Below are 26941 nucleotides of genomic sequence, written 5' to 3' on the forward strand. Positions count from 1 at the left end.
TTTTAATTCCTTTTCCGTTATTAACGCCCAGAATCCTAAAATAGTTTTGCGCCATTCCAAAATATCTTTAAACCTTTCTCAACGTGAAATTTAAAGGAATTGCTTTTTTAACTATTATAGTTTTGCTTTTAAACAACCAAATAACAAAAGCACAAAATATTTCAGATACAATCAAAGGATATGTGTATGACGATCAAGGAAATCCTATCGAAGATGCATCAGTTATAGTCGAAGGAATAAATCTGTCCACTACAACCCAATCAAATGGCTATTACTTAATTCTTTTGCCGGAAGAAAAAAACTATAAAGTTCATTTTTCTAAAGTTAAATATCTTTCTATCTATAAGCGATTGCACAAAAAACAACACGCAATACTTGAAAACATAATTCTCAAAAGGGATAAAAAAATAGCTGATTTAGAAGATGTGTCCGTAGCAGCGAATACCGCAATAACAACATTGAGACAATCAGCCTACAACGTGGTCGCTATAGATGCTAAACCATACTATAATACAACTATGGACCTAGCTCAATTACTTGACAGAGCGTCTGGTGTCAAGGTACGAAGTAGTGGAGGAGTGGGATCAGATTATAATGTTTCTCTAAATGGTTTTTCTGGAAGACATGTAAAAGTTTTCATAGATGGGATGCCCATGGAAGGTATGGGATCTGCATTTCAATTAAATAATATACCAGTAAATATTGCCGAAAGAATCGAAGTATACAAAGGAGTTGTACCTATTGAATTCGGATCGGATGCGATAGGAGGAGTAATTAATATTGTAACTAAAAAAGGTAAAAGAACGCATTTAGATGTGTCTGCTTCTTATAGATCCTTTAATACCTATAAGTCTAACATTGATTACGGCATTACCACTAAAAAAGGATTCACTTTCAATATCAATGCATTTCAAAACTATTCGGACAATAACTATAAAGTTTGGATGGAAGAAATTAAAAATGTGAATACCAATGTATATATGCAAGATCCACAATGGGTTAAACGGTTTCACGACAATTATCATAATGAAACGGTAGTTACTAACTTCGGATTTGTAAACAAAAAGTGGGCGGATAGGCTTTTAGTTGGTGTGACATTGGGTCAGGAGAAAGCAGATATACAACATGCCTATATAATGAAAATTGTATACGGGCAACGTTTTAGAAAGGGCAACACAATAATGCCTAATCTAATATATCAAAAAAATAACCTATTTACACGTGGATTAAATCTGAAATTAGCAGCAAACTACAGTAAAAATCATAATCAAAATATTGACACCTCTGCTAGAAGTTATAACTGGCTTGGAGAATGGGCTAGAAAAGCTACACAAGGCGAAGGCGGAACAAGTACTTTAGCTAAATTCAATAATCATAATTTATCCTCCACTGGAAATCTTACTTATCATTTAGGAACACAACACACATTTTCAATAAATGATGTATATAATTCTTTCAATAGAAAAAATGATGATGCCGCTTCTGTCATTACAGATGGCTCCCAATCAGCGCAATATTTAGAAAGAAAAAATTCGAAAAATATTTTAGGCGCATCATACAAATGGGACTATAATAAACGCTGGAATACGTCCGTATTCGCAAAAAATTATAGTATGTCTGTAACCAGTCCTGTTAACGTAGCAACTAATGTAAATGAGTACAATTATGCAAATCAATCGAAATCCCAAAGTGTAATGGGATATGGCATTGCCACTACTTATTTTATAAAAGAATACTTACAGTTGAAAGCTTCCTATGAAAAAGCTGCGCGCCTACCAACAGATAACGAATTGTTTGGTGACCAAGTTTTACAAACAGAAAATACATCCCTAAGACCGGAGAGAAGTCATAATATAAATCTTGGAATTACTTACAATAAAGAAATTGTAAAAAATCATTCCATCTATGCAGATTTGGGATTAATGTATCGCCATGTATACGACTATATACGCCAAATAGTAGAACAAAGATATGGCACGCAAAGTTCCATCAACTGGGGCAAAGTGCAGAATATGGGAATCAATGCAGAAGTCCGATATTTTTACAAGGATATCTTAGCCATTGGAGGTACGGTTACCTATCAAAATCTTAGAAATAAAGACAGAGAAACGTCTGCAAATAATACGTCTCCTAATGCTATTTATAATGATAGATTGCCCAATGTTCCTTATTTCTTTGGTAACACTGACGTATCTGTTTTCTTAAAAGATATTTGGCATAAAGGGAATACGATGAGTATTATGTATAGTACACAATATGTACACGCCTTTTATTTACAATGGCCTAGCTTAGGCGAAGCCTCTACTAAATTCACTATTCCAGAACAATTTTCTCATGATATCTTATTGAGTTATGCCATGAAAGGAGGAAAATATAATGTAGGGTTAGAAGGGCGCAATCTTACGAATAGAAAACTATATGACAATTGGAGTTTGCAAAAGCCAGGACGCAATTTTAGTATAAAGCTTAGATATTATTTAATGAGATAAATAAACATTGATAACCACAACAAAAAATAAAAATGAAAACAAAGAAAATTCTAAACAGCGCAGTTGCTATCGCAATTGCCGCAGGAACATTAACTGCATGTTCCAAAAGTGATAGTAGTATTGGTTCCTCAAATCCAATCATCCCATCTGACGCAACTGGTGGCTATTTCATATCTGCGACCTCTGCAAATGGTAGCTATCTACTAGCGACTCCAACATTGGACAATGGTTCATTAACTATTGTTGGGGATGGAGTTGAGTTATTTAGCGCTTACACGTGGGTATTTCATAGTTCAGATAGAGCATTTGGGCTTTTATATCAACAAGGAGATCCAGGATTAGGCGTTAGTTATAAACTGAATACCAATGGAAAGTTAGAGAAATCTGGTGGAGATGTAGAGATTGTAGATCGTTTTACTAGTTACGGACCTTTTGGAAATTATGTTGTTTCTTCTGTTGGTGGATATATTGATTCGCTTACACATCCAGGCCAAAAAGATACAGTAGCAGTATTTAACTTCTATGATGTTGGAAACGGTAATGCTAATACTAGGAAAACTATTGCGACTTCCAATTTTGTAGGAAATACGCAACAAGCCACATTTTCTGGAATAGTGGACATGGGAGATGGAACATTCTTGACGAGTGCAGTACTTTCAGGTAGCAAAGCTGCTGGATCTGGTGGCGGTTCTTCCTCCGGCACAATTAATTTTCCAGATAGCTGTTGGGTAATTCGATTTGATGCAAATCTTAATGTAAAAAATATTTATAGAGATGGACGTATCAGTTATAGTTCTGGCCGCTATCGCTCTCAATACTACTCTCAGATGGCAGACGATGACAATGGTAATACCTATGTATTCTCAGGAGCATACGAAAGTACAACAACTAAAAAAGCAGGCGTTATCCGTATCAACAAAGGGGCTACAACATTTGACCAAAGCTTTTATATGGACATACAATCTGCGGCGAGCAATCATAAATTCAAAAGAGTGTGGCATATTTCTGATGGTTATTTCTTGTTGGAATTTTACAATCAAGCGGGAAATATTACCAATACTTTGCAAGGATCTACAGCTTATGGTATTGTAAATACTTCAGATCAAAGTTTCAAATGGTTAGATGCTGCTAGCGGTATGCCCGATTCCACAACTATAACTGGAACGGGATTACCAACTTCGTTGAATAGCAAAATTTACCTTCCAGTAACTGTGGAAAATATGAAACCTGCGGTTTATATTATTGATCCTGCAAAAAATACTGCAACAAGAGGCTTGGAAGTAGATGCTGTTGGTATTGGAGCTGTTGGATATTTGAAAAAAGATTAATAAACAAATTATCTCACATATATAAAAGACACGATCTCATATATTAGATTTCGTGTCTTTTATTTGTTAAATCATGACTTCAACATTAAAAATTTCCGCAATTCGAAACAACCCAACTCATTTTTAGAATTAATTTTATTCAAATTTTTTTACCACATTTTTATATGAAAAAAATACTTCTGTCTGCGTTACTCCTTGCAGCATTGCATAGCCAAGCGCAAAATAAAAATACCTTGCTTGACCAAGATTTTTGGAAAGCAACACCTTCCATTTCAACTGTTAAAGATGCTATTTCCAAAGGAGCAAGTCCAAGTGAAATGAATCCAATGGCGTTTGATGCGGTCGTATTAGCCATCATGAATGATGCGCCAATCGAAACTATTAAATATTTAACCGAACAAAAAGGCAATTCCGTAGAAAAATTAACGCACGATGGTAGAACTTATCTATTTTGGGCAGCCATGAAAGGAAATGTCCCAGCAATGCAATACTTTATCCAAAAAGGAGCGAATGTAAATACAGAAGATAGTCATGCGATGACAGCCTTATCTTTTGCGGCGGCTGGTGGTGTTAAAAATACTGACGTATATGAAACCCTTATAAAAGCAGGAGCAGACATCAAAAAGAAATACCAAAAAGGAGCTTCTTTACTTTTGGTTTCTGTGGGCAACGATAGTCCCGATTTGACATTAAGTAATTATCTAGTATCCAAAGGTTTTTCCTTAAAAGATAAAGATGCAGACGGTAATACTGCATTTGACTATGCGGCTCGTGTGGGCAATATTGATTTATTGAAAAAATTAAAAGAAAAAGGAGTTTTTCCTACTGCAAATGCAATGATATTTGCTAGTCAAGGTACACGTAGAAGTGCCAGTACTTTGGACGTATATCAATATATTACCAGCGTAGGTATTCCAGCAAGCGCGGTAAACAAAAGTGGAGAAAATGCCTTGGATGCGCTCGTACGTAAACCTAAACAAGAAGAAATTATCTCTTGGTTTATTCAAAATGGAGCGAATCCCAATCAGGTAGATAACTCCGGCAATACGCCTTTTTATTATGCAAGTAGTAGTCGCGATACCTCCGTATTGGCAATGCTTTTACCCAAATTAAAAAATATCAATCTTGCCAATAAAGAAGGAGAGACGCCACTTATGAATGCGGTGCAAAATGGAAATACGCAAGTGGTCAATTATTTACTCGAACATGGAGCCAATCCAGAAGCCAAAGATGCAAAGGGAAATAATTTGGCTTATTATCTTATCCAATCCTATAGAGGAAAAAATGCAGGTCGCGGTATGGGACGTGGCGGAGATAATGGCAAGGATTTCAAAGAAAAATTAGCGCTATTGCAGTCTAAAGGCGTTCAATTAAATGCTTTACAAAACGGCAGCAATACATTGTATCATCTTGCCATTGCCAAAAATGAAGTCGATTTACTTAAAGAAATTTCCAATTTGAATATTGATCTGAATGCTAAAAATAGTGACGGTTTGACCGCATTGCAGAGAGCCGCGATGATCTCTAAAAATGACCAAGTTTTGAAATATTTAATTGAAGCAGGCGCTCAAAAAGATGTCAAAACGGATATGGATGAGACGGCTTACGATTTGGCAAAGGAAAATGAATATTTAACTAAAAATAATATTTCTATAGATTTTCTAAAATAAGAATATGAAACTTAAAAATTATCTTTTCGGTGGTTTGATGATGCTTGGATTACCATTTGTCTCTCATGCACAATCTTCCAAATATAAATGTATGATCCAAATGTCCAGCTATCTTGGAGATGGTGCATACATTGCAGTTTCCCTTGTTAATAGCAAAGGAGATTACGAAAAAACACTTTATATTATCGGTGACGATGACAAGTGGTACAAGAGTCTAAAAGATTGGTATAAATTTTACAAAAAAAGTAATGCCAATTTGAGTGCTGTTACTGGTGCTTCTATTTCTGGTGGAGATCGTACTGTAAAAGTTATTGAAATAGAGGATAGTAAAATAAATACGGGTTACAAATTGAGATTTGAATCCGCGGTAGAGGATCATAAGTATAATGAAAAAGATGCAGAGATTCCTCTTACTACTGCAGCATTAGCTGGTAAGGCAGACGGTACGGGTTATATCAAATATGTACGTTTAAGTAAAATCGCTAAATAGGATTTAGAATACAATGAAATTATCTTTCTGGAGATACAGCCACCTTGTGTTGGCTGTATTTTGTTTTTTATTTTTGTCAGTAGCTTCTGTTACGGGTATTATATTGGGGATTGATGCAGCGAAAAGTCCTCAACCGCCATATAATGTTAAGGAAGTAAAGCAAGTTACGCTAGACAAACTCATCCCGCAATTACAATCGGAATATACGGAAGTGACAAGTTTGGAAGTGAAAGATCATCATTTTGTGGTATTGAAAGCGTTAGATCTCGATGGGAAAGAAGTTGCCGGCTTTATCCAACCCAATACCGGAAAGATTTTAGGGAAATATCAAGAAAAATCACCTTTTATTCAAAGTGTAACATCGCTACATAGATCCTTATTCCTACACGAAACGGGTAGGTTGATTGTCGGACTTACCTCATTAATATTGGTTTTCGTAACAATTTCTGGTATTGCTTTGGTCATAAAGCAGCAGAATGGTGTGCGTAGATTTTTTGCTTCTTTTTCCAAAGAATCCTTCTCTCAATACTATCATGTAAACTTGGGAAGATGGAGTTTGGTATTCATTCTGATTATTGCGATTACTGGTTCAGTTTTGTCAATGGAAAAATTAGGAATTTTAAACGATAAAAAAGTCGAACTTCGCGTTCCAAAAAATGGACGAGAATCCGAGCAAATCGATCCATCTAAATTTAAAATATTTCAAACTATTCATTTAAATGATGTACAAAGTATCGATTTCCCTTTTGCAGACGATCCAGATGAATATTACAAAATCAAACTCCAAGACAAGGAAATTCTAGTCAATCAATTTGACGGAAAAATCGAAGACACAAAAAATTATCCATTAATGCATTTATTTCTCACAACAAGTTTAGTTCTACATACCGGTCAAGCCAGCGCGAGTTGGGCAATTTTCTTAACAATAGCAACTTTCGGAATTCTATTTTTCATTTATTCTGGATTTGCCATCACATTTAAACGTCAGAAAAACAAATTAAAAAATAAAATCAAACCTGACACCGCGGAGGTATTGTTATATGTCGGTTCGGAAAACGGAACAACAATCCATTTTGCCAATAAAATTGCGGAGCAATTAAATCAGCATGGAATTCCAACCTATCAAACCGATCTAAATAACTTTGAAGTTTTTCCAAGCACCAGTAAAATTATCATTTTTACGTCCACTTACGGTCTAGGTGATGCACCTGGAAATGCAGATAGATTTTTGGGTAAATTGGATGAAATTACTGCGATGAATCTTATTGATTACTCAATTGTCGGCTTTGGTTCTACGCAATATCCAGATTTCTGTGGATTTGCTAGTCGTGTAGCGGAGGCAGTAAAAGATGTTAATTGGTTACAAGCGCAATTACCATTATATAAAGTAGACGAAAAATCAACTACCGATTTTATCAAATGGGTAAAAGCGTGGTCCGATGTCAATCAATGTGCCTTAATCGATACGGCCACCTATTATTCATTAGAGGATAAGATTCAAAAAGAAAGCTTCACTGTAACAGAAAAAACAGCTTTGGAAGGAGAGGAGTCTTCTTTCTTGGTAAAATTGAAACCGAATAGTAAAATGAAATTTACTTCAGGTGATCTATTTGCCATTTATCCAAAAAATGATCATATCGAACGATTATATTCTATCGGAAAAGTGGGAGAGGAGATACAACTGATTGTCAAATTGCATGCTTCTGGTTTAGGTTCTGGATTTTTGTATAATTTGAAAAATGGCCAACAAATAAATGCCGCCGTTCAATCCAACCACGGTTTTCATATACATGATAATCAACCAACAACCATCATGATCTCTAATGGTACAGGGATCGCACCATTCTTAGGAATGTTGGAAGAAAACACGCAACAATTTGACGTTCATTTATATGCAGGATTTCAAAGAGAACACGCTTTGCAAAAAAATATCACGTCCAAACTTGAACAATTTAAATCGGTAAACAAAGTTTCCAATTTCAAAATTGCTTATTCTCGTGAAACGGAAGATAAGCAATATGTTTCCCATTTGTTACAAGAAGATATGTCGATCGTAAAAGATATTTTGGATAATGGAGGTCAAATAATGATTTGTGGATCTTTACAAATGCACAAAGATATTTTGGAAATATTGGAAAAAAATTGTGCAAATTATCACATTTACCAATCTAATAACCAGATCAAATCAGATTGTTATTAGACCTTACATCCCAATATTATCAAGCTTCTTTTAATCCCATCAAGCTCCGCAACTTCTGGTAGATTTCCATAGATTTCAAATCCTTGTTTTTGAAATAGTGTCATACTTGGAACATTATGTTGAAAAATGAAAGCCAAAATAGTTTCAATACCATATTGCGGAGCTTGCAATTTCATATCATTTAAGATCCTCTTACCTAAACCTTTACCTCTAAAAGCAGGATCTATGTAAATGCTAATTTCCGCCGTTTTATTATAGGCAGATCTGCCATAAAAGGATTGAAAACTTACCCAAGCAATGACGTTTTGATCCTCATTTTCTATAACCAAAAGTGGGCGTGTGTTTGGATTGTGAGCTTCAAACCAAACCAAGCGATCTTCTACAGTAACTTCTACTTCATCGGCGGTCACCATACGTCCCGCGACGATCGTATTATAAATATCTACAATCCGTTGAAGATCGGATTTCTGTGCATCTCTATAGCTCAACTTTTCCATAGAACAAAAGTAGGATTTTGTAACTCGATATTTATACAGATTTTTAAGAAACAGATTTACGAAGCTTATTTTTCGGATTCAGTCAAATAATAAACCTGTAACTGGTAAACTTGCTCCTACGAATGATGTTAAAAGGGCTAATTTTTTTGTAGGTAGTCTGTAAGTATTACCAACATGCAATTCAAAATTAATATTCTACAATTTGTTTCTTAGGGGCAATTGGCCATAAAGTTGTTTTTTAATTTGTATAATTTGGCTAGAGTCTTGCTAACTATAATACAATTGACTATACGGCATACCCTATTTTCCAAAAAATAATCTTCTTAAGTTTTTCTTTTTTCTGTAGGATAAACTATAGAGATATATTCCTTTTCTCTCTTTGTTAATCCTTTCATGTAGTTCCAAAAAATGATCAAAAGTTGGATTATTTTTTCTCATATATGAAAATCCTCGCAACTTCTACAATTGCGAGGACATTTAATATTAAATAAATTAGAATTTGAAAGCAACATTGCAAGAAATATTTCTTGGCATCTGAGCGGTACCGATTGAGTTCCAGTATTTTTGGTTGCTAATATTATTGACAGCAATGCCCAATCTCCAATTATTGGCATCATAAAATACAGATGCATTGAAAAGCGTGTAAGAAGGTAATAAAATTGTATTATTTACATCCATGAAACTTTTGTCCACAAAATTCATCCCGGCTCCCATACCAAAATGCTCTAGTGATTGTATTTTGGCAAATCTATAGCTCACCCATAAATTAGCAATATTTTTTGGGCTTCCTGAATTCAAATAGCCAGAAGTGGACGTTGATCTTAAGTAAATATTTTTGTTGTAAACATAACCTGCCGTGATTGATAATTCATTAATTGGATTCGCTTTTAAATCAAATTCCCAGCCATTACTTTTTTGTTGTCCATCCTGATATAGCGTACCATCCGTGCCTGTACGAGGCGCATCGTTAATTTTAATACTATAATAGCTAATGGTAGAGATTAATCTATTTTTCAACAAGTCTACTTTCACCCCAGTTTCCCATTGATTGGCAAAAGAAGGTTTATAGTAAAACGTAGAACCGTCTGGTTGTATTCCAGTATTATAGTTGGTAAATCCACTTGTATAGTTTCCAAAGATAGATACCACATCTAAGATTGGTTGATATACTATTCCAAATCTTGGCGTCCAAGAATTTTGATTATAACCACCTGGGTTCTTAGCCATATATCTATCATATCTTACACTCCCCAATATCATCAAACCTTTGGTAATGTTTATTAAATCAGAAACATAAGACGCAAGACGATTGTTCACAGAATTTGAATTGGTAGTCGCTACATTGGCAGTACCATAAGCGTTCGTCACATCTTGTTGAGAAAACAATCTTGAGCTCGTTAGATAATTAATCGTTCCCAATACTGGCGTACCACGACTATAACGTTTGGATACGTAATTGAAATAATCAATTCCAAATAAAATTCTATGTCTCATTCCTAAAAAACGAACATCTCCATTGAAATTTTGTTGAAAATCAGAAGTATTTGTATTAATAGGGCCGAAATCTCCACCTTGAATAGTCACACTATCCGATCCCTTAAAATACAAATAACCTTGTAAGCTTTTATTCAAATCTTCATTATTAAAAGAAACATTTGTAGTGGATGTCCAGTCATCGGAAAGTTTGTATTCCGCTTTAGCAAAAGTTCGGAAATTATTAGCAATTGCATTGAAACTATTATCAAAGAAAGTCTGATTGTATTGAATCGGATAATCTTTAATCGAATTTATAGTTAATGGACCTGAACTACTAATATATTGCGTTTTAGTAACATCTTCTCTATACATCTCAACATCCAAAGACAGTTTCAATCTATCAGTCGCTTGAAAAGTAATGCTTGGTGCAAAAAATAATCGATTATTATGACCAGCAATCATAAAAGAGCCTTGCTTATTTACAGCTGCATTAGCTCTAAATAAGACTGTTTTTTCTTTATTCAACGGAGCATTTACATCTGCTGTAACTCTCTGTAATCCGTAGGAACCAAATGTATAACTAACTTCAGATTTCACAACATCAAACGGTTTCTTAGTCACTAAATTCACCAGTCCTCCATAAGACGTTATTGCATTACCAAACAAGGTCCCACTTGGACCTTTTAAAACTTCAATAGTCTCTACGTTCGCAGGATCTAGCCCACTTCTACCTACACCAAGATATGGCATACCATTCCTTGCTCCAATCGGGGTAGAGAATCCTCTTGAAGTAATGTGTGTACCTCCTGCTGGATCTACTGATACGGCGGCGCCAGTGACATTGCGTAATGCGTCTTGCAAATTTGTAACATTTTGCTCAATCATTAATTGGTGTGGAACTACACTATAGACTTGTGGATTTTCAAGATTTTTCATAGGCATTTTACCCAAATCTTCCGTACTTAAAGGTAAATTTCTGCGATAGGAAGAAACGATCACTTCTTTTAACTGAGCAAGAGTCAATGGTAGATAAAAATTATTTAATTCTCCCTCATTGATTCCATTTGTATATTTTTTTGTCAATACTAATTTACCTTCTGTCTTAAATTCAATTTTATTGATTTTTTCTCCACTTAAATCAATAAAATTAAATTCTCCTTTACGCTCTGTGTTCGTTGATATACTATCATTGACGATAATTTCCACATCTCTCGCAGGTAAACTATCTTTTGTATAAATGACCCCTTTCAAACTATTTTGCTGAGCGGGGCTCCTAAGAGGTGCTATTAGTAAAAATGCGAGAGCTAGTTTTGTGCAGTTTTTAATATTTTTATTCACGTTTCTTTAATTCAAATTTAAAATGACTGTTAAAGTGGCGTGCAAAGCTAAATTTGAAATATATTAACAGGATTACGAAAAGAGAAAATAAAAATATAGATAAAATATTTCTTACTTCGTAATAATAGCATGTAAGAAATATCTTAATGAATAAATTTGCAATGGAAAAAATTTGCATCATAGGTGGCGGCATAGCAGGGTTGACAATGGCTCTTGTTTTAAAAAAATTGGGGATATCTTTTCAACTATTTGAAAAATCAGAAGCGCCTAATACTAGAGGAGCAGGCATTCTATTAGCCAATAATGCGATGCAGATTTATAAAAATCTTGGAATAGGAAAAGAAATATTATTAAAAGGAAATATTATCTCAAAAATACATCTAACTGACAATAAATTTCATCCAAATTCAATTCAAGATTTAGCGTATTTTGAAAAAAAATATAATTCGTATAATATTTCCATACATCGATCAGATTTGCAAAATATATTAGTAAATAATATTGGAGAAGATAATATAAGTTATGGAAAAGAATTAGACACTATAGATATAAATAATAAAACCATAATTTTTAAAGACGGTTCAATTATTAACTATGATTACATAATCGCATCAGATGGGATTTACTCTAAAATTAGGCAAAATTTATTTCCAACCGCTGCGATAATATCCGCTGGGCAAATTGCTTGGCGAGGGATCTCCACAATTTCTTTACCAGAAAAATATGCTCATATTTCTTTAGAAGCATGGGCTCCTGGTGCACGATTTGGAATGAATAGATTAAATGAAAACCAGAGTTATTGGTTTTTAGTTGCGGATAATGATGGAAGTGTATTTAATATAGAATATAAAAATACACTAGTCAAAAAATTTCCTTTATTGGCTCAAGAGCTTGTATTCAGTACTCCAACACAAAACGTGTATATGGATGAAATAAAAGAACTAGAATTACTAGAACAATGGGGGAACAATTCGATTGTACTAATAGGTGATGCAGCTCATTCTATGACTCCAAATTTAGGGCAAGGAGCATGTCAAGCAATTGAAGATGCTTTTATTCTTGGGGAATTAATTCAAAAATACTCTATCAATTATGGCATAAATAAATTATTTCATTATAGAAATAAAAAAGTAAAATTTATAAAAAACAATAGTCGGAAACTAGGAAAAATATCACATTGGAAAAATGCGCAATGCATTAACATTAGAAATTACATAATGCGCGCATTACCCGACTCATTCAATCGAATTTTGGTAGAGAAATTATTTAGACTTGCAAAAATAGATAAGTAACTATTATACGGTTTTAAATAATGCCTTGACTTTCCAGGAACATAATATCACATTACCTCAAGCTGCACACGATAATCAAGTGGCACCTGACTCAAACAATCATGAAGAAACGCCATTATTTGCCAACAAAGCATTGAAATAAAAGCTTTAACTGGTAACTATGGTTTATAGTCGCTCAACTTTAAATAACAATCGCCCTTGAAAATTCAAAGGCGATTGTTATTTACATTAGAAAAACTATTTTTTAGCGTTAGCCATTTTAAATGACATATCCACTAGTTGATCTATCGTTTTCAACATTAATTCTCGATCCGATTCTTTATTAATATCTCTACCACAAAATGTACTTCCATTGGTTTTTGCATGCATAATCAAATAGTAAACCCCTGCTGTAATTATTGCGCTCACCGATCTAAAATCTAGATCCTTGTCTTTGAATATAGGATCAACAATTTCATACACTCTTTCACCATATGCTTCACGAGCGTCAGAATCTTTTCTTAATGAATCACTATACTTACTCACTTCCCATAAAATGAGTTTTTGCATTTCTTCGCTTTTTTCAAAAGATTCATAGTGTGCTCTGAATATATGTGTCATTAAATCTTTTGGTTGCGATCTCAATTGAGCAAATTCCTCTGTGGCAAAAGCTTTATCCAAACCTTTCCAATAATCAGTTTCATTGATATAAATATCCAATAATTGTTCTAAACTGCCAAAATGATAATAAATCATCTTACCACTCGTTTTCGCTTTCCTAGCAATGTTTCTTATGTAAAGCCCGGTATAACCTTCTTCCAGCAATATCTCTCGCACTGCTGCTAATATATTATTTTTTGTCGCGTCTGGTTTGGTGAGTTTTGCCATGAGCAAAGTTCAAATTTTTTTTCAAAATATTTATATATTCAACAAATGTTGAATATATTTGCATTCTAAAGAAAACGCCACATAAAAGATTTTGTTATTTAAAGTGCTAGTTTTTATTTTTTATAGCGAATTGCTAAAAAGAATAGTGTGCTTTATAACATTAATGGAATTAAGAATTTGTAAAATATTGATATAACAAGATTTTGATCTATTTCTTTACGAAATAGTAGATGCGCTAACTTATGAAAGCATCATTTTTCACCTATTTAAAAAAATGGAAATTAATAATATTATCTTTTATGTGGTAGTTACTTTAATATTATTATTGGACGATTGTCTTTTTAAAATAAATTACAATCAATAAAAATGTAAAAAAGGCTTTCGTACAACCTACATAGATAAGAACAAATCTTATCTATCATCCATAAATCCTCAATTCGAATACAGTTTTCATAGACTTGGAGATAACTTTAAATATCAAGGATGTACAACCAATTATTTAAACAATCATCTAATCTATATTATTTCTTTTGTAATGTTCAAACTGATCACGATTTCAATGTTAATTCTATTGGGATATTTTAATGCAAACAATATGCTATGCTTCTCATCACTTTTTGAGCAACCAAATTTATAATATTGATTAATTGCTGGCATTATTTAGCAGGGCATAACTATCTGAATATATTTTAAATACACGGAGCTCTTTTATAGTGTTTACAATAGGTGGAGCTACTAACCAATCAATACTTTTTCGTCTTAATAATTACAGACTCACATTTTTATTATTCAAAATAAATACTTTTTAATCCATTAAAAAACACCAATAAATAGCCTTTTTAAGATTCGATATTTTAGTTGTACGATATAACACAACTAAAATATTATAAAACATCTATATACTTGCAACATTAATTTATTTTATTCCTAATAGCTCTTTTAACTTCTCTCTGTCTAAAGATTGTACCCACTGAATTGCATTTGCACGAAGATTTCCATTTATATCTATGGCTACATAGGTTGGAAAACCGGAACCTGCGCGATTGAAGCTACTTTTGAGTTCACTAACGATCTTTTCATTCATGAAAATATGCGTACCCGCCAATTGTAAACCTGCCACTTTATTTTTCCAAAGATTCGTATTTGAGACGCTGCTTGTGCATATGTAAACATATTCCATAGGCAGATCTTTGTTTGCTTCGTGAAGTTTTTTACTAAATGGCAAATCATTAAGGCAAGGAACACACCATGTCGCCCAAAAATCTATGACTAAAGCCTTGTTTTTAAATTTTGATTTAAGATTGATAATGAAATCCTTTACATTATTAATACTATCTAACTGATATAAGGAAGCTTCAAATGGTAAGGTTTCTAATGGTTTGCCTATAAAATAGTCAGAAGCAACTAGTCGAATTGAAGAAGCCAAGAGACTATCAATACTTTTCTGCTTGACACTTGCTTCAATAAACTCACTTTTTGCAAGTCGTTCGCACCATGTAGTTTTTATATGAGATATTATTTCTGGATAGACTATGGAAAATTCATCTTTTCCATCCTCAAGGAAAAAAGTTTTTAATAGATCCGACTTGGATTGGGGAAAACTACGATCAAATATTTTAATAGTATTACTCATCTGCATGGCATTGATCTCTTGAGGGAAAAGTTGAAAGCACTTTTGCTCCAATGAACTTATTTTAGCAAACTGCTTCTCTTTCTCCTTCTGGGATAAATCCTCATAATATTTTAACGAATCGATGACCGACTTCCGTTCTGCATCGTAATGAGCATAATTTCGCATTAAAAATTGTGGATCAATTGCTATAATAGAATTCTGCGGTTTAAATTTATTATAGTTAGTTAAATATCGATAAAACAATACCCCTTCGTTACTCGTGAAATATGGTTTATGCGTATTAACCCTTGAAAATAAATTTGCCGGCATTGTATCACCATAATACGTTGTGCATAGTTGTCCATAATACTCTGATTCAGTTTCATTTTTAATTGCCCAATTATAATCAGGATATTCCTTTATAAATTCATCATTGATTTGGACTATCGCTTTATAAATTGAATCTGTTTTTTGTTGGAATAAATCTGCACTAATATTTCGACGAGATTGACATAATGCACGGAACCTATTTCCAAGTTCATTCTGCTCCGCTCTTTTATATAAAGTATGTTTACAGATTACTGTATTCAATTCGCCATCTGTTCCTGAATAAGTGACGCCATCGCCATATAAAAAAATGCCGTCTTTACTTTTTATTTCACCAGCATCAATTGTCACTTTCAAATCGGTATTTACATAAGCACCTGTGTATAGTAAATCTCCTATACTCAACCATATTTGTTGATACGGAAAGTTTTGATCTAAAGCGATTTTAACGAATCCTCTTTTATCTGTTTTTGTATATTTTTTAATCTGAAAATCAGCGCCAAAACAGACAAGCGTATATTTAATCTCCATTTCCTCAACACTATCTGGTAAGTTCTTTATTTGAATAGTCAACGTAGGCGGTTTGCGAGTTCGCAAATAAGCATCCATTTTAGGATCCTCTATTGCTAATGGCACATTAGATTGTGCCCCTACTGAATTGCATAATAACAACAGCATTGCGGTGATTAGTTGTTTCATCTTTTATGTTTTGATTATATTAGGATTAATTTCCATTAGAAGTCAGAGACTTTAATACAATTTCTTTTTTGCTTCTAGATATTGGAATTTGGGTATCATCTGTAAGTAATAAATAACCCCCATCCTCTCTAATCAGGCTTTTAATAAATTTTTTATTTACTAAGTGAGATTGGTGACAACGGATGAAATCGTATTCTGTGAGCAATTCTTCGTATTCATAAATGGGATTAGAGACCATGATATTTTTCCCATCAGACAGATAAAAAGTTGTGTAGGCATTGGAAGATTCGCATCTTAATATTTCACTAGTATATACAAATCTGATCTCCTTAAAAGTAGATAATGCAAGTTTGTGCTCTTTTTTGGAATCTTTGTACTTAATAAGTTCAAGCAAATTTTCTAATTGAAGATTGGCTTTCTTTTGTTTTAGTTTTTCCACTACTTTTCCAATAGAAAGTTTCAATTCTTCTGGATTAACTGGTTTGAGTAGATAATCAATTGCTGCGAATTTGATAGCTTGAATTCCATAATGGTCGTAAGCGGTAACAAAGATTATTTCAAATTGATGATGTGGTAATGTGCGTAAAACATCAAAACCATTTTTGTCCGGCATCTGAATATCGAGAAAAAGCAAATCTGGATTAGATGCAGTTATTATTTTAATACCGTCATCTGCGTTAGTGGCAGTTCCGACAATATCCACTTCTGGCGAATATTTTTCCAACAATCCTGTAAGATTATCAATATTGTTTTTTTCATCATCAATAATTACCGCTCTTATCATATTAGCCAATTTTTAAATGAAAGGATTACATGAGTGTGATCATTTTTTCTTCTTATTGTCAAAGATATTTGCTGATCGTACAGGGTATGATTCAATAACTTGATTCTTTCTTTTGTGAGTTGAAGTCCGAAGCCTTTTATCTCCATATTATCAGAGAAGCCTTTTCCATTATCTATCACTGAAACGACCATATTATCCTCTAGTTTTACAAAAGAAACGATTAGAGTTCCCTTCTCTTTTAATGAAGAAATACCATGCTTAATTGCATTTTCTACTAAAGGTTGTAACAGCAAATTGGGAACTTCGTAAGCTCTGATATCTATATTCTCATCTGTGATAATTTGATAAGTGAATCCAAAACGTAATCTTTCCAAATTGAGATAATTTTCCAACATTTTTATTTCTTTTGAGATACTGGAAAATTCCGTGTTACTAGCTTTTAATGAATCTCGCATCAAGTCGCCAAATTCTATTAAATACTTTGTCGCATTTTCAGAATCATTTTTCGTAATGAGTCCTTGAATAGAACTTAGTGCATTAAAAACAAAATGGGGATTAAATTGTGATCGAATAGATTTCAACTCCGTTTGCACCAATTGATTTTTTAGACCTTGTATCTTAATTTTCCGTTTTAGATTGTTGGAACGAACTAATAATATTCCAAAACCAATAGCCAAAACTGAGAGCAATACCCACATCATCTTGAACCAAATTGTTTGATACCAAGCAGTCGCGATAGTAAAATTATAAACACATACATTTTCCCTTTGGATACTATAACGAATTTTAAGTTGATAATTACCTGGAGCAAGGTTTTTAAGCCATACAAAATTTAGATCAAAATCATTGATCCGCCAGCCAGTACTATCCTTTCCATGAACTAAATTATATTCAATAGCATCCTTTGAATTTACCACATCATCTAAATAAAAAATAATGCTGTTCTCGTTTGAATTAAATTGATGTCGCGTGTGTAGCAACGTGGTATCATGTGTCCAATCCTGCATATCCCTCATATACTTATCTGGCATCCATTGCTTCTTGAAAAGTTGAAGAAAATCATAGAATTGAGCAAAGGAGAAAACTCCCACCACTCTGGGCGCTCTTCTTACCCATAGTGCAGACATGGAAACTTCGAGCCTATTGGGTGAATCTTTTCGTCTTATCTGCAAGACTAACGCATTTCCATATGCAGCTTTAAATTGACCTAGGTAAGCCGTAACCGTATCGATTTCCTTTGGGTTGGCAATTTTTGTCATCCAATAAACTTTCCAAAACAACTTGGGAGTGGTCCATGGAAGAACAACTTTTCTATTGTTTTCTATCACTCGATATTCATAATCATGTGCATTATATTGATTAATTCCATTGACAGTAAAAATAATGCCGGAAGAATCAAAAATTGGTATGGCATATTTGCCAGAATAGGCATCAAAAAAACCAATGCTATTTGACGAATCATTTTTGTATTTGACAATATCAGGAATTTTCTCCTTAACAAAAGCTGGATTGACTAGCAAATTGTTCGAATAGAATGCCACCATGGCCAACGGCACTTTCTTTGAGTTTCGAAAATTGTTATAGTTATATAAAGTGACAGAAAAATATTTTCTGATAGAATCACCATTTGTATCTCTTTTCAAAATAGGATTGATGCTATTTAGCTGCATTTCCAATTTCTGACAAAAACATACATTTAACTTGACCAGACATAATATAACAAGTGCTATTCGAGACATTTTTCTCATTTTATCTTTCAATATAGCAAAGCAATGTTATTTAAATATCTTTTGTATAATACAGTTTGAAATAGGAAAGAAATTGTTTGAATTCTGGATTCAATTAAATAAAGACTAGAATTAAAAGAAATGTCGATCTGCTTCGGGCCCTTTTTAAATAAAACATCCCCAATACGATACGCCTACAAGAGTTTACCTTTAGCAATGTTAATAAGAATTCTATGCTAACCGAATTACGACCTTGACAATTGAACTTTTTTGTATTTACTTGGATCAGAAATAAATAAAAAAACCGTGTAAATCAATGATTTAACACGGTTTATATCTTTTTGAACTCCTTAAGAGCGGACCGGACGGGAACGCAATTGGCTTATCAGGGTTTACAACAGTTTACGACACTTTACTTTAATGTATTGATTTTTAAACACTTATAACTTTTACACAGAATAACATTTACGACCTTTACATGTGTTGGCAATATTTTGATAGACCAAAAAATAGACCAAACCATGTCATTATCCATCAAGCTCATTTGCAAGAAAAACAAAGTCCGTAAAGACGGCTCTGCTCCTATTTTCATTCAGTACTGTTATAGTTCTGAAAAAAGAACTTTATTAAAAACAGACGTGTCCATTCCACCAAGTTATTGGAACAGAAAGAGTTCCAGAATCTCAAAAGACCTACCTATTGTGTATGGAAAAGTGGAGGCACTAGAAATACTTTTGCGAGACCAGTTACGAAAGGCAGAAGATCTGGTCCTGAAAGCGCAACATAGTGGACAGGATCCAATTGATTTCTTGAAAGCACATTTTCATGCGGGTGAAGTAGTTGAAACTATAGAACCAAAGCCGGTCAAGGAAAAAGACATCTTTGCACATATTGAAGACTATATGGAAAGTAAAAGTAAAGTTGTCAAACACGTTACAATTACTGTAATACGCTCCATGTCCCACCATCTAAAGTGTTATCAGGAGTATTTGGGGAAACCAATAACTTTTGATTCCATTGATATACAGTTCTACGAAGATTTTGTGTATTTCCTTACGCATAAGATTGAGATGCAAAGAAGAAAAACGCCTATCATCGGGCTAAGGATAAACACAATTGGAAAGACCATCAAATACCTCAAAAATTTCCTGTTGGACAGGATGCGCAAAAAGATCATACGATTCTTTGATGTCAGTTTTCTGAAAGTGATACAGGAAGATGTAGATGCCATATATCTGGACTGGAAAGAAATTTCCAGGATTTACCATCTTGACTTGTCGGAGCACACTCATTTGGAAAAATACCGAGACCTTTTTGTAATAGGATGTTTGACTGGCTTTCGTTTCAGTGATTACTCGGAACTACGACCAGAAGAAATAAGGGACGGAATGCTACATGTGATACAGGAAAAGACTAAAGCCATGGTAGTTGTTCCTATGCGCCCTGAAATACAAAAAATCTTGATTGGTAAATACAATATGCAGATGCCGCAGACTAACAACCCTGAATTTAACCGCTATATCAAAGAGGTGGCAAAACTCGCAGGCCTTGACACGCCTATTAAAATTGTACACAAAAAAGGAAATCAAACGATAGCAGAAATCCGCCCCAAATACGCCTGGGTATGTTCACATACCTGTCGCAGGTCGTTTTGCACCAATGAATATCTGGAAAGCACGCCCATTGATTTGATTATGGCGGTCAGTGGGCACAAAACAGAAAAGTCATTTCGGCGTTATGTGAAAGCAACACAGGTACAAAAGGCTATGAAAATAAAAGATTTATGGGAGAAAAGAGATCTACTATAATTTTGAATATTTAGACTTGTTCATGATTATTTTAAAATCTAACGTACTATAAAGTTATTGTATTATTGCGTTTTATTTTTATTGCTAATAATTCAACATTATCTTTTAATTAACAATACAATTATTAATCATTAAATATTTAGTTATATCTTTATACAGATAAAACAGAATCAAAACTTTTTTAAGTATCGAATTCCCCTAATTTTCAGATCGGAAATTTTTTTAAGTCTTCTTCTTTTAGTCTTTTTCATCCTGTTATTTTATTAATTTATTTATAAAAAAATATAATATGAACATTTATGTATCTAGCTTAAGCTATAGTGTCAACAATGATGACCTAAAAGAATTATTTGAAGATTTTGGAGAAGTTGTTTCTGCAAATATTATAAATGATAAATTCACACAACGTAGTCGAGGCTTTGGATTTGTTGAAATGCCAAATATCGTTTCTGCCAATAAAGCAATTAACTCTTTGGATGGATCCAAGTTGGACGGAAGGACAATTAATGTTAGTGAAGCTAAAGAGAAAGAACCTCGTTCTAATAACTATAGTAATAGAGTTCCTTCACCTTTTAAAAGTGATAGAAATAAGGAAATCTCAAATAATTACTAATATTTCAATCACTACAATAATTATTTTACTTAAATCAAATATTAAATTATAAATAGCCTCAATCGTGAGGTTATTTTATTTTATGGAAAAAAGGTTTGATTTTAATTTTATAAGTAACTATAATATATGAAAATGGAAGAAATATTACATCTCATAAAAACAAATCGCTACAATTATTTATGAGAAAAAGACTATATACCCTTATACATATAGAGTTGTATAGTCTTATGTTGTATCAATTATTTTGAGAGAATAATTATAGAAAAAAAATGATTATAAGAGATCTAATTTATTGAGTGGAATCTTATTTTTTGATAAAAAATACTTTAAGATAAAAATCCAATATGAAGAAACTAGTAGTGATATAGCCACTAAGCATAGACCATTCATATAGAAATCATAGTCTATAGTTTTTTTCTGAAATCCTAAAGAAAATGCAACAATTGCAAGTTCACCGCAATGTGATAAGAGGGCTGCATTATAAATACATTTACTTAAACTTAAATGATTTAAACAAAAAAATAAAACGGCAAAAATAAAGTTACATAATATAAATATTATTGATAAAAATGAAATAATTTTTAAATGATTTAATAAAAAATGAATATCAATTTGTAATCCAATTGAAACAAAAAATAGTGAAACAAAGAAAATTTCAAATGGACGCAATGATTTTTCTAACCATGTAAGCGAATTACTCCGACCTACGATTACTCCAGCCAAAAAACTACCTGTGGAATGTCCCAATCCTGAAAAAGAAGAGAGATATGCAAATCCTAAACATAATAATAAACCGGAAAACACTTGTAGTTCATGATCATTGACCATATCTGGTAAAATTGCATCTAGGAAATTTTTTTTCCGTTCTCGCAATCTATTAATAACATATAGAAATATAGTAATTCCGACTATAGACATTAATATTTTAAATAAATAGCGCAGCGAAACATTTCCTATATCAACATATAAAAGAAAAGGAGTAAAAAGTATGTCTTGCAAAAGTAAAATATTCAACAAACAACTACCTAAATTTGTATGCAAATTACCATCGCGTTTTAAATATTCGCTTGCAATAACAGTACTGTTAAACATTAGAAAAGAAGCAATTAATAACTTTTCGTTTGAGGAATATCCCAAAATAGACCCAATACAGAAACTTAAAGCAATTGCTATAATTGTCTTTGAAAACTGAAAATAAATAGGTTGTTTAATCAAATTGCTCTTATCAGGCACTTTCAATTCTAAACCTAAAAAGAACATTAATAAAAGAACACCTATATCTCCTACCTCTTTTACATCCTTTGATAATGAAAGCAGTCCAAGTACATTGGGCCCTAAAAATATACCCGTTAGTATATAAGCAATTATATTAGGCTGGTTGGATTTTTTAAAAAGATATAAAAGAGCTGTAATAGTCATACATAGTATACATATACTACTCAACATTTTTTCCATAAAAATGATTGTAAAAATTTTTGTAATTCATATTAAAGACACACTAAAATCGAGTATCAATATTTTGTAATCAAATTTTTAAATATTTCCATAGTAATTCTACTACAGTTTCTTTCTAATTGTGATAATGTGCAATAAGACTCTGCAATGATCTCCTTAATATTTTGATTAGAATAAACCAATTTTAACTTTATTGGTCTGGGCATATTTTCTTTTTCGCAACTCGGAACGCCTTCTAGAGCAGCGAATATCACCATTGCCTCTTTCAAGTCCATATCTATCCAGAACCGAGCATAGGGAAAAAAGTCAAGAGTATTTTTCATTTCCAACTCAATAAAACATTTTTTTTTCATACCTTAATATTAAAAATGGCTACGTCAATTAATATCTTCCTCCAAAATGTATAATATAGTGGAGTATAATTTTTAATATATCGATTAAGAGTTTAGAACTCTAAATAAAATTTAGCGTTTAAAATAAAAAATATAAAAAAGTAATTAGAATGTTTAAATAGCAGACTGTTAGGATGTAATAGTGAACATTTTTATCATATATAATTACATCAACTACTGTAAACTTTCGAATTGTATTTTTTCTCACCCAACTGCTAATATATTATAATGAGGAAATTTTTTGATTTATTGGATAATGGGAACGTACACTTTTAATACATCTAGCAACAAAAAGTAGGATGAATACTTGATGAAGTAATGTTTTTGGATTAGAATGGTCATTCATTACTTGAGTTTTTAAAGGTTAAATAATAAACTATAAAAAAACATTTAATGCCAACTATTTAATTTATGATATATAATCAAAATATGTTTGTTTAAAATCAAAATGCATACCAAAATTTAAGTTTATAGTTGAGTTGAAATTTTGTCAAAAATCAAATTATTAATTTAGAATAATCGTGTTTTTTGACAGTATTTTTCAATAAATTCACATATTGTTCATAAGAATTCTTAAACGTAGGAATACCACGTTAATAAATATAAAGATTTACAAATTTAAATCTGCAACAGCATTTACGCTATTGCACTTATTGAATTTTTATATCAAAAGACTAAGGTGTGGAGAGTTTTTTTGGGAAGATATATCACAGTATAGCTTTAGTTGTTTTAACTACAATGAAATGACAAATTGACTATAGTTGACCAACTTTTGTCAATTTATAAATTGATAAATAAACACATATAATTTAGACTATAACATTAGAATTTTTGCAATAATATTCTTTTTAAAAAATTATTAATATTAAGAGATAAATTATTGTAATATTCAACTCCCGAAAAATTTTTACTGCCAAAATGACTCAAATTTTCTTATTGGCATTATCATTGAAAAAAATGCAAGAGTTCTTCGAAGAATAGCCCTATATAGGTAATTTAAATGTATTTATTTTAATTAATTTTTATTTTTAAAATTTATTTTTTATTTATTTAAATTTTAATAATTATGGATACAAAAACAATTGTACAGCCAATTCATGACAGAGTTGTCATCCAACCAGAGAAAGCAGAAGATAAAACTGCTGCAGGAATCATTATCCCAGATACCGCAAAAGAAAAACCTCAAAAAGGCAAAGTTATTGCATCCGGCCCCGGTAAAAAAGACGACCCCAATACAGTCAAACCAGGTGATCGAGTTTTGTACGGTAAATATGCAGGAACAGAACTTCAATTTGAGGGTGAAGATTATTTGATTATGCGTGAATCAGACATTCTTGCTATTATAGATTAATAATTTTCTTAAAGTTATCTTTTTATTAGTTTAATTCATTAACAATTAAAATTTTTAAAATTATGGCTAAGCAAATTTTGTTTGACAATGACGTGAGAAATAAAATACACAAAGGAGTGGATATTCTTGCTAATGCGGTTAAAGTTACTTTAGGACCTAAAGGAAGAAATGTTATTCTTGAAAAAAAATATGGAGTCTCTTCAATTACTAAAGATGGTGTAAGTGTTGCTAAAGAAATAGAATTAGAAGATCCTATCGAAAATATTGGCGCACAAATGGTTAAAAATGTTGCCTCTAAAACGGCCGATATTGCTGGGGATGGAACTACAACTGCAACTATTCTTGCTCAGTCCATTTATAAAAATGGATTGAGAATTGTTACAACAGGAGCAAACCCTATGGAATTAAAAAAAGGAATTGACAAAGCAGTAAAGACAGTAGTTACAGACCTTAAAAAACAAAGTGAAATCATCGATATTAAATCTAATAAACTCTGTCAGGTAGCTACTATTTCTGCTAATAATGATGAAAAAATCGGAAAGCTAATTGCAGATGCTTTCGCTAAAGTTGGCAAAGAAGGAGTCATTACAGTGGAAGAGTCAAAAAACACAGATACGACTGTAGATATAGTAGAGGGAATGCAATTTGACAGAGGCTATTTATCTCCATATTTCGTGACCAATTCCGAAAAGATGAAAACAGAATTGGAAAACCCTTATATTTTGATTTACGATAAGAAGATATCTGTGATGAAAGATATTCTTCCTATTCTGGAAGCTACAGCACAAAGTGGCAGACCGTTATTGCTCATTACGGAAGATATAGATGGGGAAGCTTTGGCAACTTTGGTCGTTAATAAATTAAGAGGAAGTATGAAAGTTGCAGCAGTAAAAGCGCCTGGTTTTGGAGATAGAAAAAACGAAATGTTGCAGGATATTGCAGTACTTACAGGAGCAACCTTGATTAGCGAAGAGCAGGGTTATAAATTACAGGACGCAACCATCGATTATTTAGGAACTGCCGACTCAGTAGTTATTACCAAGGATTTAACTACTATTGTAGGAGGAGCTGGAGACAAAGCACAAATCAACCATCGAGTTCAACAGATTAAAACACAAATACAGTCTAGCTCTTCAGATTATGATAAAGAGAAATTAAGAGAACGTTTAGCAAAACTCAGTGGAGGTGTTGCTGTATTATATGTAGGTGCTACTTCTGAAGTTGAAATGAAAGAAAAAAAAGACCGCATAGATGACGCGCTTCACGCTACAAGAGCTGCTATAGAAGAGGGTATCGTTCCTGGTGGTGGTACGGCATATGTTCGAGCAATAGAATCTCTCAGAAATCTCCATACTGATAATGAAGAAGAAAAAGCAGGAATTGATATTATCCGAAGAGCATTGAGCTCCCCACTTAAACAAATCCTATTCAATGCTGGTCTGGAAGGTGATTTTGTGGTTCAAAAAGTAAGAGAGGGTAAAAATGATTATGGCTTTAATGCAAGAACGGAACAATATGAAAATCTATTGGAAAGTGGTGTGATTGATCCTGCCAAAGTAACTCGTACTGCATTGGAAAATGCAGCCTCTGTTGCCGGTATGCTACTTACTACTGAATGTATTATTGCAGAAAAACCTTTAAAAGAAAAATATCATAATGAAAAAATCCCTTCTATGAGTGAAATGGATTATTAGTCGAGTTTTTATAATTTTTTATCCTTTATAATAAAAAGAAAAATTACAGTTTTTGTGTGTACAATCTTAGGTGAGTAAATATTATTTATACTAAAAACAATAATCAATATTGAGTTTAACATTTTGTATATAATTTTCCTCATTTTTGGATGACTATATATTTCAAGATTAAACCAATATGAATGTTGAATTAGTTAAAATTATTTATTAATAAATAAAAGATATATTAGTTATGTCAACAGTTAAAAAATATGAAAATCCTTTTAACGGATTTCCTAAATTATTAGATGATTTCTTCGGACATGAATTATCCGATTGGAGAAATAATAACTTCTCAGAAACGAGTACAACTATTCCTTCTGCAAATATTAAAGAAACTGCAGATAATTATCAAGTTGAACTTGCCGCTCCAGGATTGGAGAAATCTGATTTTGATATAAAACTGGAAGATTGCAGATTGATAATATCTTCGTTAAAAAAGCAAGAAAATGAAACAAAAGAAGATAAATATACCCGTAGGGAGTTTAGTTATCAGTCATTCCAGCGAAGTTTTACATTGCCTAGGGATATTGTAGATGTTGAGAATATCAAAGCTCAATATGAAAATGGTTTATTGACAATTGACATTCCTAAAAAAGAAGAAGCGAAAAAGAAAGCTCCCAAATTAATTGAAATAGGATAAACAAATGGGTACACTCATTCCCTATTTGGGAATGAGTATACCCATTTGTCCAATAATCTAAATCTTAATTTCTCTTGGATATAATAAAAGGGTAGTATTTCATTAACTGTGTAAGTTAAAAAGTTATTCTGGAATTTTTTTAGCCCCTAA

19 protein-coding genes are annotated in these 26941 nt (G+C 32.5%); 11 read left to right on the forward strand and 8 right to left on the reverse strand.

What is annotated here, in order from left to right; all coding sequences use genetic code 11:
• Positions 1 to 83: 83 nt before the first annotated feature.
• The 5 genes from E0W69_RS17135 (at position 84) to E0W69_RS17155 (ending at position 8177) form a co-directional block, all read left to right on the forward strand.
• On the forward strand, positions 84 to 2489 hold the full coding sequence (locus E0W69_RS17135) for a TonB-dependent receptor domain-containing protein (protein ID WP_131331287.1): 2406 nt from the start codon (positions 84 to 86) through the stop codon (positions 2487 to 2489).
• 32 nt (positions 2490 to 2521) lie between these two features.
• Complete coding sequence (locus E0W69_RS17140) at positions 2522 to 3817, forward strand: DUF4374 domain-containing protein (protein WP_131331288.1); 1296 nt, start codon at positions 2522 to 2524, stop codon at positions 3815 to 3817.
• A 164-nt stretch (positions 3818 to 3981) separates the two neighbouring features.
• Positions 3982 to 5487 carry an ankyrin repeat domain-containing protein gene (locus E0W69_RS17145; protein ID WP_131331289.1) on the forward strand — a complete coding sequence of 502 codons (1506 nt, stop codon included), beginning with the start codon at positions 3982 to 3984 and terminating at the stop codon, positions 5485 to 5487.
• Positions 5488 to 5491: 4 nt separating this feature from the next.
• Entirely contained in the window at positions 5492 to 5977 is a 486-nt protein-coding gene (locus E0W69_RS17150; RefSeq protein ID WP_131331290.1) for a DUF2271 domain-containing protein, read from the forward strand.
• 13 nt (positions 5978 to 5990) lie between these two features.
• Positions 5991 to 8177, forward strand: a complete 2187-nt coding sequence (locus E0W69_RS17155; RefSeq protein ID WP_131331291.1) for a PepSY domain-containing protein — start codon at positions 5991 to 5993, stop codon at positions 8175 to 8177.
• Here E0W69_RS17155 and E0W69_RS17160 read toward each other — a convergent pair.
• Together E0W69_RS17160 and E0W69_RS17165 are read right to left on the reverse strand one after the other, a co-directional pair.
• Positions 8174 to 8674 carry a GNAT family N-acetyltransferase gene (locus tag E0W69_RS17160; RefSeq protein WP_131331292.1) on the reverse strand — a complete coding sequence of 167 codons (501 nt, stop codon included), beginning with the start codon at positions 8672 to 8674 and terminating at the stop codon, positions 8174 to 8176. The genes E0W69_RS17155 and E0W69_RS17160 overlap by 4 nt on opposite strands.
• A 492-nt stretch (positions 8675 to 9166) precedes the next feature.
• Entirely contained in the window at positions 9167 to 11488 is a 2322-nt protein-coding gene (locus E0W69_RS17165; protein WP_131331293.1) for a TonB-dependent siderophore receptor, read from the reverse strand.
• Between the two features lie 161 nt (positions 11489 to 11649).
• Here E0W69_RS17165 and E0W69_RS17170 point away from each other — a divergent pair, with 161 nt between their 5' ends.
• The gene (locus E0W69_RS17170; RefSeq protein WP_191967894.1) at positions 11650 to 12780 is read left to right on the forward strand and encodes an FAD-dependent monooxygenase; all 1131 of its coding nucleotides are present in this window, start codon (positions 11650 to 11652) and stop codon (positions 12778 to 12780) included.
• A 237-nt stretch (positions 12781 to 13017) separates the two neighbouring features.
• Here the strand turns inward: E0W69_RS17170 and E0W69_RS17175 are convergent, their stop codons facing one another.
• The 4 genes from E0W69_RS17175 to E0W69_RS17190 form a co-directional block, all read right to left on the reverse strand.
• The gene (locus E0W69_RS17175; RefSeq protein ID WP_131331295.1) at positions 13018 to 13647 is read right to left on the reverse strand and encodes a TetR/AcrR family transcriptional regulator; all 630 of its coding nucleotides are present in this window, start codon (positions 13645 to 13647) and stop codon (positions 13018 to 13020) included.
• Positions 13648 to 14563: 916 nt separating this feature from the next.
• Complete coding sequence (locus E0W69_RS17180; RefSeq protein WP_131331296.1) at positions 14564 to 16285, reverse strand: redoxin family protein; 1722 nt, start codon at positions 16283 to 16285, stop codon at positions 14564 to 14566.
• A 25-nt stretch (positions 16286 to 16310) separates the two neighbouring features.
• On the reverse strand, positions 16311 to 17069 hold the full coding sequence (locus E0W69_RS17185) for a LytR/AlgR family response regulator transcription factor (protein WP_131331297.1): 759 nt from the start codon (positions 17067 to 17069) through the stop codon (positions 16311 to 16313).
• The gene (locus tag E0W69_RS17190; RefSeq protein ID WP_191967895.1) at positions 17066 to 18808 is read right to left on the reverse strand and encodes a sensor histidine kinase; all 1743 of its coding nucleotides are present in this window, start codon (positions 18806 to 18808) and stop codon (positions 17066 to 17068) included. Before E0W69_RS17190 ends, E0W69_RS17185 begins: the two co-directional genes overlap by 4 nt.
• Before the next feature lie 509 nt (positions 18809 to 19317).
• On the opposite strand from E0W69_RS17190, the gene E0W69_RS17195 reads away from it, so the two are divergent.
• Together E0W69_RS17195 and E0W69_RS17200 are read left to right on the forward strand one after the other, a co-directional pair.
• A complete protein-coding gene (locus tag E0W69_RS17195; RefSeq protein WP_131331299.1) occupies positions 19318 to 20604 on the forward strand; it encodes a site-specific integrase in 1287 nt (428 codons plus the stop codon).
• Between the two features lie 289 nt (positions 20605 to 20893).
• Entirely contained in the window at positions 20894 to 21217 is a 324-nt protein-coding gene (locus E0W69_RS17200) for an RNA recognition motif domain-containing protein (protein ID WP_131331300.1), read from the forward strand.
• Between the two features lie 273 nt (positions 21218 to 21490).
• Here the strand turns inward: E0W69_RS17200 and E0W69_RS17205 are convergent, their stop codons facing one another.
• Together E0W69_RS17205 and E0W69_RS17210 are read right to left on the reverse strand one after the other, a co-directional pair.
• On the reverse strand, positions 21491 to 22672 hold the full coding sequence (locus E0W69_RS17205) for a cation:proton antiporter (RefSeq protein ID WP_131331301.1): 1182 nt from the start codon (positions 22670 to 22672) through the stop codon (positions 21491 to 21493).
• Positions 22673 to 22728: 56 nt separating this feature from the next.
• Positions 22729 to 23025: a hypothetical protein gene (locus E0W69_RS17210; protein ID WP_131331302.1), complete on the reverse strand. Its 297-nt coding sequence runs from the start codon at positions 23023 to 23025 to the stop codon at positions 22729 to 22731.
• Between the two features lie 1105 nt (positions 23026 to 24130).
• Here E0W69_RS17210 and E0W69_RS17215 point away from each other — a divergent pair.
• The 3 genes from E0W69_RS17215 (at position 24131) to E0W69_RS17225 (ending at position 26791) form a co-directional block, all read left to right on the forward strand.
• A complete protein-coding gene (locus E0W69_RS17215; protein ID WP_255478209.1) occupies positions 24131 to 24415 on the forward strand; it encodes a co-chaperone GroES in 285 nt (94 codons plus the stop codon).
• Between the two features lie 62 nt (positions 24416 to 24477).
• Complete coding sequence (groL, locus tag E0W69_RS17220) at positions 24478 to 26109, forward strand: chaperonin GroEL (protein WP_131331303.1); 1632 nt, start codon at positions 24478 to 24480, stop codon at positions 26107 to 26109.
• Between the two features lie 232 nt (positions 26110 to 26341).
• Positions 26342 to 26791 carry an Hsp20/alpha crystallin family protein gene (locus E0W69_RS17225; RefSeq protein ID WP_131331304.1) on the forward strand — a complete coding sequence of 150 codons (450 nt, stop codon included), beginning with the start codon at positions 26342 to 26344 and terminating at the stop codon, positions 26789 to 26791.
• The last annotated feature ends 150 nt before the right edge of the window (positions 26792 to 26941 follow it).

The organism is Rhizosphaericola mali, from assembly GCF_004337365.2.
Lineage (GTDB): Bacteria > Bacteroidota > Bacteroidia > Chitinophagales > Chitinophagaceae > Rhizosphaericola > Rhizosphaericola mali.

Bases quoted from the DNA above. Each gene is read 5' to 3' on its own strand.
- E0W69_RS17150 (WP_131331290.1), top strand. From the start codon at position 5,492: ATGAAACTTAAAAATTATCTTTTCGGTGGTTTGATGATGCTTGGATTA.
- E0W69_RS17170 (WP_191967894.1), top strand. From the start codon at position 11,650: ATGGAAAAAATTTGCATCATAGGTGGCGGCATAGCAGGGTTGACAATG.
- E0W69_RS17190 (WP_191967895.1), bottom strand. From the start codon at position 18,808: ATGTCTCGAATAGCACTTGTTATATTATGTCTGGTCAAGTTAAATGTA.
- E0W69_RS17215 (WP_255478209.1), top strand. From the start codon at position 24,131: ATGGATACAAAAACAATTGTACAGCCAATTCATGACAGAGTTGTCATC.
- E0W69_RS17200 (WP_131331300.1), top strand. From the start codon at position 20,894: ATGAACATTTATGTATCTAGCTTAAGCTATAGTGTCAACAATGATGAC.
- E0W69_RS17195 (WP_131331299.1), top strand. From the start codon at position 19,318: ATGTCATTATCCATCAAGCTCATTTGCAAGAAAAACAAAGTCCGTAAA.
- E0W69_RS17185 (WP_131331297.1), bottom strand. From the start codon at position 17,069: ATGATAAGAGCGGTAATTATTGATGATGAAAAAAACAATATTGATAAT.
- E0W69_RS17225 (WP_131331304.1), top strand. From the start codon at position 26,342: ATGTCAACAGTTAAAAAATATGAAAATCCTTTTAACGGATTTCCTAAA.
- E0W69_RS17155 (WP_131331291.1), top strand. From the start codon at position 5,991: ATGAAATTATCTTTCTGGAGATACAGCCACCTTGTGTTGGCTGTATTT.
- E0W69_RS17205 (WP_131331301.1), bottom strand. From the start codon at position 22,672: ATGGAAAAAATGTTGAGTAGTATATGTATACTATGTATGACTATTACA.
- E0W69_RS17180 (WP_131331296.1), bottom strand. From the start codon at position 16,285: ATGAAACAACTAATCACCGCAATGCTGTTGTTATTATGCAATTCAGTA.
- E0W69_RS17210 (WP_131331302.1), bottom strand. From the start codon at position 23,025: ATGAAAAAAAAATGTTTTATTGAGTTGGAAATGAAAAATACTCTTGAC.
- groL (WP_131331303.1), top strand. From the start codon at position 24,478: ATGGCTAAGCAAATTTTGTTTGACAATGACGTGAGAAATAAAATACAC.
- E0W69_RS17145 (WP_131331289.1), top strand. From the start codon at position 3,982: ATGAAAAAAATACTTCTGTCTGCGTTACTCCTTGCAGCATTGCATAGC.
- E0W69_RS17175 (WP_131331295.1), bottom strand. From the start codon at position 13,647: ATGGCAAAACTCACCAAACCAGACGCGACAAAAAATAATATATTAGCA.
- E0W69_RS17160 (WP_131331292.1), bottom strand. From the start codon at position 8,674: ATGGAAAAGTTGAGCTATAGAGATGCACAGAAATCCGATCTTCAACGG.
- E0W69_RS17140 (WP_131331288.1), top strand. From the start codon at position 2,522: ATGAAAACAAAGAAAATTCTAAACAGCGCAGTTGCTATCGCAATTGCC.